Raw genomic sequence first — 14128 nt, 5'->3', positions numbered from 1 at the left:
CCGTTACGCGAAAACGGAAACTGTCCAAGATTGGCTGGCCGACGGGCGGTCGGGCGGGTGGCGGTGGACGACACAGGGTGGGAGGTGGCCGTGGGATGTGGCCATGGTCTTCCCGAGAGGGCGCTGCCGGGTACTCCTGGCTGTAACCGGAAGCCATCCACCTCCGGTCACTTGTGTGCACGAGCCACATAGCCCGTGGGTGATGTCACTTCTAGCGTGAGCCGACACATACGGTTTCTCTCCCTCTGAGTCCTCACGTGGAGTGGCAATGACGGTCCGGACGACACGGCGGGTGTTCCTGTCCGCCGCAACGATGTTGGCCGCGGCGATGGTCGCCACGGCCTGTGGTAGTCCGAAGGACACCGCCAACGGTGGTGGCGACAGCGCCGCCCCGGTGAAGGTCGGCCTGGTCTACTCCCAGTCGGGAGCGCTGGCCAGTTACGGAAAGCAGTACATCGAAGGGTTCCGGGCCGGTCTGGACTTCGCCACCGGCGGCACCAACAAGGTCGGCGACCGGGCGATCGAGGTCACCGAGGTCGACGACGCCGGTGACCCGGCGAAGGCGGTCTCGGCGGCCAAGGATCTGATCGGCAAGGGCAGCAAGATCATCGCCGGTTCGACGGCCTCCGGTGTGGCGCTTCAGGTAGCCCCGATCGCCGCCCAGAACAAGGTGCTGTTCATCTCCGGCGCGGCCGCCACCGACGCGGTGACCGGCGTCAACAAGTACACCTTCCGCTCCGGTCGGCAGTCGTACCAGGACGTGGTGACCGCCAGGTCCTTCATCGGCGACCCGACCGGCAAGAAGGTCGTGGTGTTCGCCCAGGACGGGGCGTTCGGTGACGCCAACGAGGCGGCGGTGAAGGAGATCATCGGCGGGGCCGGGGCGACCGTCAGCGCGGTCCGGGCACCGGCCAGCGCGACCGAGTTCACCCCCTTCGCCAGCCAGATCAAGTCCGCCAAGCCGGACCTGCTCTTCGTCGCCTGGGCCGGCACCACCGCCCCGGCGATGTGGCAGACCCTCGACCAGCAGGGAGTGCTCAGCTCCACCACGGTGGTCACCGGCCTGGACATCCGCGCCTCCTGGCCCACCTTCGGGGCGGCCGGCAGCAAGATCTCCTTCCTCTCGCACTACTTCGACGGGGCCAGCGACACCGAGGCGGCCAGGGCTGCGAAGGCGAAGATCCCCGGTGGCACCCTCGACCTGTTCCACCCGGACGGCTTCGCCGCCGCCCAGATGGTGGTCCGGGCCGTGCAGGAGGGCGGGGACGACGTCGAGAAGATGATCACCGCGCTGGAGGGCTGGAGCTTCGAGGGTGTGAAGGGCACCATGACCATCCGCGCCGAGGACCACGCCCTGCTCCAGCCGATGTACCAGGCGAACCTCACCGGCAGCGGCGACACCTTCACCGCCACCGCCCAGAAGGCGCTCACCGGTGACGAGGCCGCCCCGCCGGTCCAGGCGATGAAGGGCTGAGGATGCTCGCCACCCGCGGTCTGACCTGGCGGATCGGTGAGGTCGCCATCGTCGACGCCGTCGACGTCGACCTGGCCCCCGGGGAGTTCCTCGGGGTGATCGGGCCCAACGGCGCCGGCAAGACCTCACTGTTCAACCTGATCACCGGTCTGCGTCGGCCCACCGAGGGCCAGGTCACCCTGGACGGGCAGGACATCTCCACCCTGCCGCCGCACCGGCGGGCCCGGCTGGGCCTGGGGCGTACCTTCCAGGCCTCCTCGGTCTTCGGATCGCTGAGCGTGCGGGAGAACGTCCGGCTGGCCGTACAGGCACACCGCGGGGGCTCGATGAAGCTGTGGCGGCGGGCGGCAGCCGATCGGGAGGTGGCCACCGCCGCCGACACGGCGCTGAACCGGGTCGGTCTGGCCCACCGGGGTACGGCGTTGGCCGGCACCCTGGCCCACGGCGAGAAGCGCAAGCTGGAGATCGCCCTGCTGCTGGCCGGGGAGCCGCGGGTGATGCTGCTCGACGAGCCGATGGCCGGGGTCAGCGCCGAGGACGTACCGGAACTGGTCCAGGTCATCCGGTCCCTGACCGGGGACAGTGGCCGGTCGGTGCTGATGGTCGAGCACCACATGGACGTGATCCTCGACCTGGCCGACCGGATCGCGGTCATGCACCACGGCGCCCTGCTGGCCTGCGACACCCCGCAGACGGTGATGGCCAACCCGACCGTGCAAGAGGCCTACCTGGGGGAGGAGCTCTGATGGAGCCGATCTTGACGGTCGAGGATCTGTCGGTACGGATCGCCGGGCTGCACATCCTGCAAGGGGTGTCGTTCACGGTCGCGCCGACCGGGGTCACCGTGCTGCTCGGTCGCAACGGCGTCGGCAAGACCACCACCCTGCGCGCCCTGGTCGGGCTTACTCCCCCGGGCGGCGAGGTCCGCGGCGTCGTCCGGATGCAGACCGGGGCCCTGCTCGGCCAACCCACCCACCGGCTGGTCCGGGGTGGGCTCGGCTACGTGCCGGAGGACCGCTGCGTCTTCACCGGACTGACCGTCGCGGAGAACCTGCGCCTCGCCGAGCGGCGGGGCGGCACGGCGGCGTACGACCGGGTCTTCGCGCTCTTTCCGGAGTTGCAACGGCGGGCCCGGCAGCGGGCCGGTTCCCTCTCCGGCGGGCAGCAGCAGATGCTCGCCATCGGTCGGGTGCTGCTCAACGACAACCGGCTGCTGCTGGTGGACGAGCCGACCAAGGGGTTGGCGCCGAAGGTGGTGACCGAGGTGGCGGAGGTGTTGGCGCGGGTCGCCGAATCCGTGCCGGTGCTGCTGGTGGAGCAGAACCTGGCCGTGGTCCGGCGACTGGCCCGGGACGCCGTGGTGCTGGCCGCCGGCCAGGTGGCCTGGACCGGCGACGCCCAGCGGCTGCTGGCCGAGACCGAGCTGACCCGGTCCCTGCTCGGGGTCGGTTCGGCGGAGGGCCACCACGCCGCGCCCGGCAGCCACCACGCCGCGCCCGGGGCCGGACGGAAGGACGGGCACTGATGGACGCGGTCATCCTGTTGACCCTGACCGGGCTCGGTCTGGCGGCGCTGTACTTCCTGGTGGCCTCCGGCCTGTCGCTGGTCTTCGGCCTCGCCGACGTGCTCAACTTCGCGCACGGACTGTTCCTGGGTGTCGGGGCGTACGCGACCTGGTGGGCGGCGGGGAACCTGCCCGGCGCCGGCGCGGACGGCTTCGGTTTCGTGGTTGCGGTCGCCTTCGGGGTGGCCGCCGGCACCCTGATGGCGGTGCTGGTCGAGCTGGTGCTGATCCGGCCGCTCTACTCCCGCACCATCGAGCAGGTGCTGGTCACCGTCGGTCTCTCCCTGGCCGGGGTGGCGTTGTTGCAGGCCACCTGGGGTGCGGACGCCCGGCCCTTCCCCCGTCCGGAGTGGACCCGCCAGGTCACCACGATCCTGGGCGCCCAGGTGCCCAACGGCGGGCTGCTGCTGATCGCCGCCGCGGTGCTGGTGCTGGCTGCGATCCTGGCCTTCCTCCAGTGGACCCGGTACGGCCTGATCATCCGGGCCGGGGTGGAGAACCGGGAGATGGTCACCGCGCTGGGCATCGACGTCCGCAAGGCCTTCACCCTGGTCTTCGCCATCGGTGGCGCGGCGGCGGCCCTGGCCGGTGCACTGGGCAGTGTCTACTTCGGCACGGTCTCGCCCCAGCAGGGCGGCTCCCTGCTGATCTTCGCCTTCATCGTGGTGGTCATCGGCGGTATGGGCTCGGTGGTCGGGTCCGCGTACGCGGCCGTGGCGGTAGGGCTGCTGCAACAGTTCGTCAACTACTACGGCACCTCCGGGCTGGGCGACATCTGCGTGGTCGCGCTGCTGGCCGTGGTGCTGCTGCTGCGCCCGCAGGGCATCGCCGGAAAGGTGGCTACGGCATGACCGAGGTCAAGAGTCCCGAGATCCCGGCACCTGCGGCGGAGGTGCCGGCCCAGCCGACCGGTGGGTCCCGGCTGCGCCCCTTCCTGCCCCTGGTCGTGCTGGTGGTGGCGCTGGTCCTGCCGTACTCGACCCTGCACCTGCCGGGCCTGTTCGAGGGTGCCCTGAACTCGCCCGGCACCCTGCAACTGCTCGCCGTCTGCCTGGTCTTCGGTGGCCTGGCGGCCGGCTACGACCTGCTGTTCGGGCGGACCGGGATGCTCTCCTTCGGGCACGCCCTCTACTTCGCCGCCGGGGTGTACGGCACGGACATCCTGATCACCCGGGCCGGGCTGCCGCTGTGGCAGGCCGCGCCGTTGGCGATCGTCGGCGGGACCATCCTGGCCGCACTGGTCGGGGCGGTGGCCCTGCGTACGGTCGGCATCGCCTTCGCCATGGTCACCCTGGCCTTCGCCCAGGTCGGGGCGATCCTGGTGGCCCGCGACTTCGGTGGACTGACCGGTGGTGAGGAGGGGCTGCCGCTGGATGTGACCGGGGTGCCCGCCGGGCTGGTCGGGGTGGCCAACACGGTCAACCTGTACTGGCTGGCGTTGGCGTACCTGGTCGTGGTGGTCTTCGTGGTGCACCGGGTCAGCGGCTCCCCGACCGGACGGGTGCTGGCCGGAGTGCGCGACGACGAGCGGCGCATCGGGGTGCTCGGGCTGGACCCGTACCGGTTCAAGTTGGTCGCCTTCACCCTGGCCGGTGGTCTGGCTGCGGCGGGCGGGGTGGTCTACTGCCTGATCGTCGGCGGTGCCTCCCCGCACATCACCAGCAGTGAGCTGACCCTGTCGTTGCTGGTGATGGTGGTGCTCGGCGGCCCCGGCACCCGCTGGGGCCCGGTGCTGGGCGGGATCCTCTACATGTACCTGGACCACCGCCTGGTCTCGGTCGGCAGTTCCGGTGCGGTGGACGCCCTGCCAGCCTTCCTCAGCCGACCCCTGTCCCAGCCCCTGTTCGTCCTCGGCACCGTCTTCATCCTGGCGGTCTACTTCTTCCCCGGTGGCCTGGCCAGCCTGGCTCCCCGCCTGGCCCTGCTGCGCAACGCCCTGCGCCTGGGCCCGTGTAGGGAGAGTTGACCAGAAGGCCGGCGGGCGGCCCGCTAGCCTTGGTGATCAATGGACCGACGACGATAGGGGACCTGGGGTGGCCGAGCGGTTGGCTGTGGTCAGCGGCGGTGGTACGGGAATCGGGGCGGCCGTGGCGCGGACCCTCGTCGCCGACGGGTGCTCGGTGCTCGTGCTCGGTCGACGGGCGGAGGTGCTGGCGGCGACGGCCGACCGGATCGGGGCCCAGACCGGCCGACCGGAGGCGGTACGCCCGGTGCCGGTCGACCTCACCGACCCCGAGCAGATCGGCAGGGTGCTGGAGGCGGTCGGGGACCGACCGGTCGACGTGCTGGTCAACAATGCCGGCGCCTTCCACAGCGCGCAGGAGGACACCCTGGCCGGGATCGCCGCCTACTGGCGGGCCACTCTGGACACCAATGTGCTCACGGCCGTACTGCTCACCGAGGCGCTGCGGCCCATGCTGCGCCGCCCCGGCGGACGGGTGATCCTGATCAGCTCGATCGCCGCCCAACGGGGTGGCGATGAGGCGTACGCGGCGGCGAAGGCGGCACTGCACGGCTGGGCGTACAGTCTCGCGGCCCAACTGGGTCCGGAGCAGATCACGGTCAACGTGGTAAGCCCCGGCTACGTCGCGGAGACGGAACTCTTCCTCGGCCGGATGACCCCCGAGGGCCACGCCAAACGGGTGGCCGCGACCCTGGTCGGCCGGGCCGGCACCCCGGACGACATCGCCGAGTCCATCCGCTACCTGGCCAGCCCCGCCGCAGGCTACGTCACCGGCCAGATCCTGGGCGTGAACGGCGGCTCCGTCCTCGGCCGCTGACCCCACCCCGCCCTCACCTCACCCCCGCTCACCGCGCGTCGATCAAGAAGTTTGCGTCTCCGGCGGGGCCGATCCAGACGCAAACCTCTTGATCAACACGGCGATACGGGGAGGGGTTAGCCGTTCAGGAGGTCGTAGGCGGAGGTGGGGGCCGGTTGGGCCTCGTCGGGGGTGAAGGCGACGATCTGCGGGGTGCTGCCGAAGTCGGAGTACTCGACCACGTACTCGCTGGCCTTCTTCTTGCCGGCGGGCGGGATCTCCAGGGTGAGCGAGGCCAGGTTGCCGTCCGGGCCGACGACGGCGGTGAACGGGATCGGCTCGTCGCCGTCCCCGAAAGTGACCAGCCCTTCCAGGGCCTCCGTCAGGTCCGGCTGGGTGGACAGGTCGATCACCCCGGTGTACGTCCCACCCTCGCCGGCCTGGACCTCGCTGGCCGCGCGGATGATCGCCTCGGCGTTGCCGGGATCGGTGCCCTGGTAGGTGGGCAGGGTGTCCGGGCTCTCGATCTTCGCCGGATCCATCTCCATCCACTTGGTGGGCAGCTTCATCAACTTCTGGATGTCCTTCGACCCCTTGAAGTTGACCTTCATCCAGGTGCGTGAGTCGACCATCCGGAAGGACATCTCCAGGGTGAAGTCCTTGTCCTTGGTGACGGTGTCGATGTCCATGCCCCGGTTCGCCGGATCCACCACCCCGGAGACGTCGCCGGAGGTGTCACGGGTGACGAAGCGGAAGGCCGGGTCCTCGTCGGTCGGCACCGCGGCCAGCAGCTCCTGCTTCGGGTCCGGCGGAGGTGGGGCCGCCTGCGGCGTATCGTCGTCGCAGCCGGTCACCATGGCGGCGGTGAGCAGGGCCACCACGGCGACCGCGATCCGCCGGCTCGTGACGGTGGTGCCGGTTGGCTGTGTCATGTCGTCCTCTCTCATGGATCGAACGGCATCGTATGCCAGCAGGTCGGGCCGGGCCGGAGGGACATCAGCCCGCTACCGCCCGCACTGGTAGAAAGGCCGAATGAGCCAGGAACGCAGCATGGTCCGGGATCGCGCCGAACAGGTGCTGCGGCGGTTGGCCGGCGAGCACGCCACCCTCCGTGAGGATCAGTGGCGGGCGATCGAGGCGTTGGTGGTCGACCGGCGGCGGGTGCTCTGCGTGCAACGTACCGGCTGGGGCAAGTCGGCGGTCTACTTCGTGGCCACCGCCCTGCTGCGCGACCAGCCCCGTCCCGCCGGGCCGACGGTGATCGTCTCCCCGCTGTTGGCGTTGATGCGTAACCAGGTCGAGGCCGCCGCCCGCGCCGGCATCCGGGCCCGCACCATCAACTCCGCCAACCTGGACGAGTGGGAGGAGATCACCGCCGAGATCCACGCCGGGACGGTGGACGTGCTGTTGATCAGCCCGGAACGGTTGAACAATCCGGACTTCCGGGACGGTGTGCTGCCGCAGTTGGCCGCCACCACCGGGCTGCTGGTGGTCGACGAGGCACACTGCGTCTCCGACTGGGGGCACGACTTCCGGCCGGACTACCGCCGGCTGCGGACCTTCCTCGGCAACCTGCCGGCCCACACGCCGGTGCTGGCGACGACGGCCACCGCCAACGCCCGGGTGACCCGGGACGTGGCCGAACAGCTCGGCACCGAGGTGGCCGCCCCCGGGCCGGAGGTGCTGGTGCTGCGGGGCAGCCTGGACCGTGAGTCCCTGCGGCTGGGCGTACTCGACCTGCCCACCCCGGCGCACCGACTCGGCTGGCTCGCCGACCACCTGGACCGGCTGCCCGGGTCCGGCATCATCTACACCCTGACCGTCGCCGCGGCCACGGAGACCGCCGAGTTCCTGCGGGCCCGGGGGTGGTCGGTGGCGGCGTACACCGGGCAGGCGGAGGACACCGACCGGCGCGCCGCCGAACAGGACCTGCTGGACAACAAGATCAAGGCCCTGGTGGCCACCAGCGCCCTCGGCATGGGCTTCGACAAACCGGACCTGGGGTTCGTGGTGCACCTGGGCGCCCCACCCTCACCGATCGCCTACTACCAGCAGGTCGGCCGGGCCGGCCGGGCCGTCGACCACGCCGAGGTGTTGCTGCTGCCCGGCCCCGAGGACGTGGCCATCTGGCGGTACTTCGCCTCACTGGCCTTCCCGCCGGAGGATCAGGTCCGCGCGGTGCTCGCCGCCCTGCACACCGACCGGCCGCTCTCCACCCAGGCCCTGGAGCCGCTTGTCGACCTGCGTCGGGCCCGCCTGGAGATGATGCTCAAGGTGCTCGACGTCGACGGCGCGGTCCGCCGGGTGCGCGGCGGCTGGCTCGCCACCGGCGAGCCCTGGAACTACGACGCCGAGCGGTTGCGCCGCGTCGCCACCGCCCGCACCGCCGAGCAACAGGCCATGCTGGAGTACGCCTCGACGCCCGGTTGCCGGCTGCGTTACCTGCGGGAGTGCCTGGACGACGCCGAGGCGACCGACTGTGGCCGCTGCGACCGGTGTGCCGAGCCCCTGTTCACCGCCGAGGTGTCACCGGCGGCCTTGACGGCCGCACAGACCTTCCTCGGCCGACCCGGGGTGCAGATCGCGCCGAAGAAGCTCTGGCCGACCGGGCTGGCGGCGGTCGGCGTACCCCTGAAGGGGCGCATCGCCCCGACGGAGCAGGCGCTGCCCGGTCGGGCCGTGGGCCGGCTCTCCGATCTCGGTTGGGGTGACCGGCTGCGCGGTCTGGTCGGGCCGGGCACCCCGGACGGGCCGGTGCCGGACGACGTGGTCGCGGCCGTCATCGAGGTCCTGAAGGCGTGGGCGCACGGGGACGACCCCTGGCCCAGTCGCCCGGTGGGGGTGGTCACGATGGACTCGGCCAGCCATCCGCTCTTGATCACCTCACTGGCCGAGCGGATCGCCGCCGTCGGGCGGATGCCGCTGCTGGGCCGGGTGGCGGTCGCCGCCCCGCCCGGTGCCGCCCGCGGAAACAGCGCCCAGCGGGTACGCGCCCTGCACGGCACCCTGACCGTGCCCGCCCCCCTGGCCGCCGCCCTCGCCGACCTGACCGGCCCCGTTCTGCTCGTCGACGACCTGGTCGAGACCGGCTGGACCCTGACCCTGGCCGCCCGCGAACTCCGCCGCGCCCACGCCCCCGCCGTCCTCCCCCTAACCCTGGCCCTAACCTCCTAACCTCCTAACCTCCTGACCTCCCCCGCGATCTTGCACTTTCTGTCGGGGCATAGCGGGTGAATGCCGCATCTCAGCGACAAAAAGTGCAAGATCGCGGGGGAGGTGGGGTGGGGGTGCGGGGGTGGTGGCTACGGTGGGTGGGTGCCGGGGGAGCGAGAAGGGGATGTGGCGGTGCGGGGGGATGACGGAACGGCTGAGCAGGTGGGGGCCGGGGAGGTTGGGGGCGGCGGCGAGGCTGCGGTGGACAGACCCGATCCGGGTACGGTGCGGCTGGCGCTCGTGGTCGGTGGGCTGATCCTGGCCGTACTGCTCGGGTTCGGGCTCGGTCGGCTGAACACCGGCGGAGCCCTGGCTGCGGGCGGGGTGCCGCAGAACGCCCTGACCGGCCACACCCACGCCCCGGGCACCGGTGCCCACTCGCACGAGGCCGGGCAGGCGGAGGCGGCCGAGGCGGGTGGCCTGGCGGTCAGCCGGGCCGGCTACACCCTCACCCCGTTGGCCGCCGAGTTCACTCCGGGGCAGGCCGATGAGCTGCGGTTCCGGATCCAGGACGCGCAACGGCGGACGGTCACCCGGTTCGCGGTGGTCCACGACAAGCCGATGCACCTGATCGTGGTACGCCGTGACCTGACCGGCTACCAGCACCTGCATCCCAGCATGGCGGCCGACGGCACCTGGTCGGTGCCGCTGACCCTGCCCCAGCCCGGCATCTGGCGCGCATACGCCGACTTCACCGCCCTTGCCGAGGACGGCCGACAGACCGCGACCACCCTGGGCGTGGACCTGGTGGCCCCCGGTGAGTACGCGCCGCGCCCCCTACCCGCCCCAGCGACCAGCGACACGGTCGACGGCCTGACCGTCAGCTACCAGGGCGACCCCGAGCCCGACCTGACCGTGCCGGTGAGCTTCCGGGTCACCGCTGCGAACGGCAGCAGCCCGAACCTGGAGCAGTACCTGGGGGCGTACGGCCACCTGGTCGCGCTGCGCGAAGGTGACCTCGGCTACCTGCACGTACACCCGGAACCGGAACTCGTGGACGGGGCGATGCAGTTCTGGCTGACCGCACCCGGACCGGGGCGGTACCGCCTCTACCTGGACTTCGCCACCGGGGGTGAGGTCCGCACCGCCGAGTTCACCGTGCTGGTGCGCTGACCAGCCGGGCCCGCGCTGACCAGCCGGGCCCATGTAGGTCAGCCCGGCCCACGTAGCCGGCCGGGCCTGCGCAGGTCAGCCGGCGCGGCGGATCGGGCGGCGGGCCAGGTAGCGCAGCAGATCGCGGATGTGGTGCTTCTCCTCGGCCGGTACGGTCGGGTCGGCCAGTCGTTGCAGGATCACCCGCACGTCCGCCTCGACCGAGCCTTCGCTGCCCCGGGGGAGGCTTCCCGAGCCGGTGTCCGGCAGCCCCAGCGCGCGGAAGGCCGCCGCTACCGGGAGGTCCAGGGCGGCACAGAAGCCCCGCACCTTGGCCAGCTCCGGGTAGTCCTGCCAGTCACCGGCCAACCAGCGGAAGATGGTGGACCGACCGACTCCGGTGTGGGCGGCCAGGTCGGTGACGGTCCATCCGCGTTCCTCGCGGGCGTCGTCGATAGCCCGGCGCACGAAGCGCGCGAACGCCATCTGTGGCGATACTTCTGCCGAACCCATCCGGTGGGTCTTCCCTCCCGACGGCACCTGACGGTGCACTTATCCGAGAGTAGTACGGGTTTCGCCGGAAGATACTGACTGACTGATCAGGCAGGCACGGCTGGCGGCATCGGCCAGGTGCTAAAGAGCCGTTGTGGTCCGGTTGATCAGGGTTTCCAGCCGGGGTGTGATTCGCCACTGCTCGACCAGTTCCGCGTACTCCGCACGCTGCTCGGCGGTGGGGGCCACATCCGTACGGCGGGCCCGGATGAGCAGGTTGCGGGGAGTGTGCGCGGAGTCCACGAACTCGACCACCTCGGCCCGGTAGCCGTGCAGCCGCAGCAGCCCGGCCCGCAGCGCGTCGGTGAGGACGTCCGCGAAGCGCTCCCGCAGGATGCCCTGCCGGGTCAGCAGACCGTACGGGTTGGGTACCCTACCGGCGCGCAGTTGTGCCGCCACATCGTGATGGCAGCAGGGCGCGGCCAACACCCAGCGGGCTCCCCACCGCACCGCACGGGCCAACGCCTCGTCAGTGGCGGTGTCGCAGGCGTGCAGGGCGAGGACGAGATCAGGTGCCGGCTCGACGACAGCGTCGGTGATGGTGCCGGCCACGAACCGCACCCGATCTGCCCAGCCGAGCCGTTCGGCCAGCTCGGTGTTGCGGCGGCGCTGATCCTCGCGTACGTCCACCCCGACCAGCTCCACCTCCAGCCCGCGCTGGGAGAGGTACCGGTACGCGGCGAAGGTCAGGTACGCGTTGCCGCACCCGAGGTCCACCACCCGCAGTGGGCCGGTCAGCCCGGCGGGCAAGGTGGCGACCAGCGCCCGCAGGAAGGCGTCCACCTGCCGACGCTTCGCCGCCGAGCCGCCGATCTCGGCGAAGATCGGGTCACCGGGATCGAGCAGGTACTCCTTGGCTCGGTCGTGCCGCACCGCAGCCTGCTGCGATGCGCTCGGCTGGTCTCCGTCGGCCGGGGCGACCGGCCTGCGGTGCACCTGGGCCTCGCCCGACTTGGTGACCCGCAGTTGCAGGGTGGCGTCCGTGGTCTCGACATGCCAGTTGCCGAACGGCTCGGCCAGCAGGGCCTCGACCGCCGCATCCGACTCCGGCCCCGGCGCCACATTGCGGGTGTACGGCCGGGCGCCGTCCGAGGTGGCGATCTGCAACCGTGGCCCGGCCTTGAGCACCACCGGCCGTAGCTCGGCCCGGACCACGGAAGGGCGCTGACCACGCCGTCGACCGGCGGCCACGGCCCGGGTCAGCCCGGACCCGAGCAGCATCGAACGGACCTCGGCCAGGGCAACATCCAACGGTTCGGGCATGACTCCATCTTTCCTCTCGGGCCACCTCGCCCCGCCACCAGCCTGCCCAGTCGCTCGCCGCTGCCGCGCTGCCGCGCTGCCGCGCTGCCGCGCTGCCGCGCTGCCGCGCTGCCGCGCTGCCGCGCTGCCGCGCTGCCGCGCGCTGCCTCCGCTCAAGGTCACGCTCGATGCGGGATCGAGTGGCCTCAGGCGCGAACGAGGCCACTCGATCAAAGATCGAGCGTGACCTTGCCGACCCGGCGGGGGCAGGGGTGGTGAACGCACTGCCGCACCGCCCGACAGGGACGGTGTCCGGTCAGGGCGGCGGCCGAGCGGCGAACGCAGAGCCGCACCGCCCTGGACGGACGGTGCGGCATGGGTGTTGGTGAGTGGGGTCAGTCGGTCGCTTCGGCTGCCGTACCTGCGGTGGATGCGGCGCCACGGCGGCGTCGGCGGCGACGGGGTCGTGCCGCCTCGCCTGCGGCACCCTCGGTGCCGGCGCTGGACTCGACGGTCGTGACCGCACCGGCGGTGGCGGTCGCGTCCACACCGGCGATGACCTCGCCGTCGCGGAGACGTCGACGACGGCGGGGGGTACGGCTGCCGCCCTCGGTGGCCTCGGTGGTCTCCGGCGTGGTCTCGCCCTCCTGGGGAGAGCGGCCCACGGAACGCCTACGACCCTCACCGCGCCCGCTCTCACTGCGCCCGCTCTCACTGCGCCCGCTGTCGCTGCGGCCACGATCCTGGCGGCGTCCGCCGCGTGGCTCGCCCCGGCGCGACCGGCCGCCACCCAGGTCCTCCTCGACCTCGGCGGAGAGCCCGGCGCGGGTGCGCTCGGCGGTCGGCAGGGTGCCGGTCACGTCGGTCGGGATGTGCAGGTCGGTGTAGAGGTGCGGGGAGGTGTGGTACGTCTCCTGCGGCTCGGGCATGTCCAGCCCGAGGGTCTTGTCGATGATCCGCCAGCGCGGCATGTCGTCCCAGTCGACGAAGGTCACCGCGACACCGGTAGCTCCCGCCCGGCCGGTGCGGCCGATGCGGTGGGTGTAGGTGTCCTGATCTTCCGGGCAGTCGTAGTTGATCACGTGGGTGACGCCGCTGACGTCGATGCCTCGGGCCGCGACGTCGGTGGCGACCAGGGTGTCGATCTTCCCGGCGCGGAAGGCCCGCAGGGCCCGCTCGCGGGCACCCTGGCCGAGGTCACCGTGCACGGCGGCGACCGCGAAGCCACGGAAGTCGAGATCCTCGGCGACCCGGTCGGCGGCACGCTTGGTCCGCGTGAAGATCATCGTCAGGCCGCGGCTCTCCGCCTGGAGGATTCGGGCGACGATCTCGACCTTGTTCATCGAGTGGGTGCGGTAGACCAACTGCTCGGTCTGCGGCGACGGACCGGTCTCCGCGGTGTGGCCGGCGTGGATCGTGACCGGGTGCCGCAGGAAGCGCCGGGACAGGGTCACGATCGGATCGGGCATGGTCGCCGAGAACAGCATGGTCTGCCGGTCCTCGGGCAGCATCGCCAGGATCCGCTCGACGTCGTCGAGGAAGCCCAGGTCCAGCATCCGGTCGGCCTCGTCCAACACCAGCGCGTGTACCCCGTGCAGGCGCAGGTGCTTCTGCTTGGCGAGGTCGAGCAGGCGACCCGGGGTGCCGACGAGGATCTCCGCGCCCTTGCGCAGCGCCTCGACCTGCGGCTCGTACGCCACCCCGCCGTAGATCGGCAGTACGCGCACGCCTCGGGTGCGACCGGCGGCCGCGATGTCCTTGGCGACCTGGATGCCCAGCTCGCGGGTGGGTACCACGACGAGCGCCTGGGGCAGCCCGTCGCCGCCCTCGCCGGGAGCGAAGACCCGCTCCAGCAGCGGTACGCCGAAGCCGAGGGTCTTGCCAGTGCCCGTCGGGGCCTGCCCGATCAGGTCGGCCCCGCGCAGCGCGATCGGCAGGGCGTACTCCTGGATGGCGAAGGCGCGGGTGATGCCGGCCGCGGCCAGCGCCTCGACGGTCTCGGCGCGGGCGCCCAGCTCGGCGAAGGTCGGTGCCTCCGGTCGGACCGGGGCGGTGGGGGCCAGTTCCTGGCCGTCTGTGAGGTCTTGAGTCAGCTCACTCATGTGGATTTGGGGGTGCCCTCTCGTGGGTGCGCCCCGTCATGTCCTCAGGGCGCGTTCGGTTTGGCGCGGGCCACACGGTCGGCGGCAGAAAGCCGAGCGGACCGGGCCGCACGCGCGCCGTGGGTCGGAC

12 protein-coding genes are annotated in these 14128 nt (G+C 71.7%); 8 read left to right on the top strand and 4 right to left on the bottom strand.

The window, feature by feature from the left end; genetic code table 11:
- The first annotated feature begins 268 nt into the window (after window positions 1-268).
- The 6 genes from ACLQ2T_RS03650 (at window position 269) to ACLQ2T_RS03625 (ending at window position 5818) form a co-directional block, all read left to right on the top strand.
- Entirely contained in the window at window positions 269-1474 is a 1206-nt protein-coding gene (locus tag ACLQ2T_RS03650) for a substrate-binding domain-containing protein (protein ID WP_425764544.1), read from the top strand.
- A gap of 2 nt (window positions 1475-1476) precedes the next feature.
- Window positions 1477-2220 (top strand): ABC transporter ATP-binding protein, encoded by a 744-nt coding sequence (locus tag ACLQ2T_RS03645; protein WP_425764543.1) that lies wholly within the window; start codon window positions 1477-1479, stop codon window positions 2218-2220.
- Window positions 2220-2999 (top strand): ABC transporter ATP-binding protein, encoded by a 780-nt coding sequence (locus ACLQ2T_RS03640; protein WP_425764542.1) that lies wholly within the window; start codon window positions 2220-2222, stop codon window positions 2997-2999. Before ACLQ2T_RS03645 ends, ACLQ2T_RS03640 begins: the two co-directional genes overlap by 1 nt.
- Window positions 2999-3889: a branched-chain amino acid ABC transporter permease gene (locus ACLQ2T_RS03635; protein ID WP_425764541.1), complete on the top strand. Its 891-nt coding sequence runs from the start codon at window positions 2999-3001 to the stop codon at window positions 3887-3889. Before ACLQ2T_RS03640 ends, ACLQ2T_RS03635 begins: the two co-directional genes overlap by 1 nt.
- Window positions 3886-5004: a branched-chain amino acid ABC transporter permease gene (locus tag ACLQ2T_RS03630; RefSeq protein WP_425764540.1), complete on the top strand. Its 1119-nt coding sequence runs from the start codon at window positions 3886-3888 to the stop codon at window positions 5002-5004. The genes ACLQ2T_RS03635 and ACLQ2T_RS03630 overlap by 4 nt, the downstream gene beginning before the upstream one ends.
- 67 nt (window positions 5005-5071) lie before the next feature.
- Window positions 5072-5818, top strand: coding sequence for an SDR family NAD(P)-dependent oxidoreductase (locus ACLQ2T_RS03625; protein ID WP_425764539.1), 747 nt, complete (start codon window positions 5072-5074; stop codon window positions 5816-5818).
- A 116-nt stretch (window positions 5819-5934) separates the two neighbouring features.
- Here ACLQ2T_RS03625 and ACLQ2T_RS03620 read toward each other — a convergent pair whose 3' ends face one another.
- The gene (locus ACLQ2T_RS03620) at window positions 5935-6729 is read right to left on the bottom strand and encodes a hypothetical protein (protein WP_425764538.1); all 795 of its coding nucleotides are present in this window, start codon (window positions 6727-6729) and stop codon (window positions 5935-5937) included.
- A gap of 100 nt (window positions 6730-6829) precedes the next feature.
- On the opposite strand from ACLQ2T_RS03620, the gene ACLQ2T_RS03615 reads away from it, so the two are divergent.
- The gene (locus ACLQ2T_RS03615) at window positions 6830-8971 is read left to right on the top strand and encodes a DEAD/DEAH box helicase (RefSeq protein ID WP_425764537.1); all 2142 of its coding nucleotides are present in this window, start codon (window positions 6830-6832) and stop codon (window positions 8969-8971) included.
- Between the two features lie 240 nt (window positions 8972-9211).
- Complete coding sequence (locus tag ACLQ2T_RS03610) at window positions 9212-10123, top strand: hypothetical protein (RefSeq protein ID WP_425764536.1); 912 nt, start codon at window positions 9212-9214, stop codon at window positions 10121-10123.
- Window positions 10124-10198: 75 nt separating this feature from the next.
- On the opposite strand, the gene ACLQ2T_RS03605 is transcribed toward ACLQ2T_RS03610, so the two are convergent.
- The 3 genes from ACLQ2T_RS03605 to ACLQ2T_RS03595 form a co-directional block, all read right to left on the bottom strand.
- Window positions 10199-10615, bottom strand: a complete 417-nt coding sequence (locus ACLQ2T_RS03605) for a helix-turn-helix domain-containing protein (RefSeq protein ID WP_425764535.1) — start codon at window positions 10613-10615, stop codon at window positions 10199-10201.
- Between the two features lie 120 nt (window positions 10616-10735).
- Window positions 10736-11917 (bottom strand): class I SAM-dependent methyltransferase, encoded by a 1182-nt coding sequence (locus ACLQ2T_RS03600; protein WP_425764534.1) that lies wholly within the window; start codon window positions 11915-11917, stop codon window positions 10736-10738.
- Between the two features lie 374 nt (window positions 11918-12291).
- Window positions 12292-13998, bottom strand: a complete 1707-nt coding sequence (locus ACLQ2T_RS03595; RefSeq protein WP_425764533.1) for a DEAD/DEAH box helicase — start codon at window positions 13996-13998, stop codon at window positions 12292-12294.
- Window positions 13999-14128 lie beyond the last annotated feature (130 nt).

It is taken from the genome of Micromonospora sp. DT229, from assembly GCF_049844505.1.
Classification (GTDB): Bacteria; Actinomycetota; Actinomycetes; order Mycobacteriales; family Micromonosporaceae; genus Micromonospora.
The sequence above is the reverse complement of the archived record's forward strand: the minus strand, read 5'-3'. Positions and strand labels throughout refer to the sequence as shown.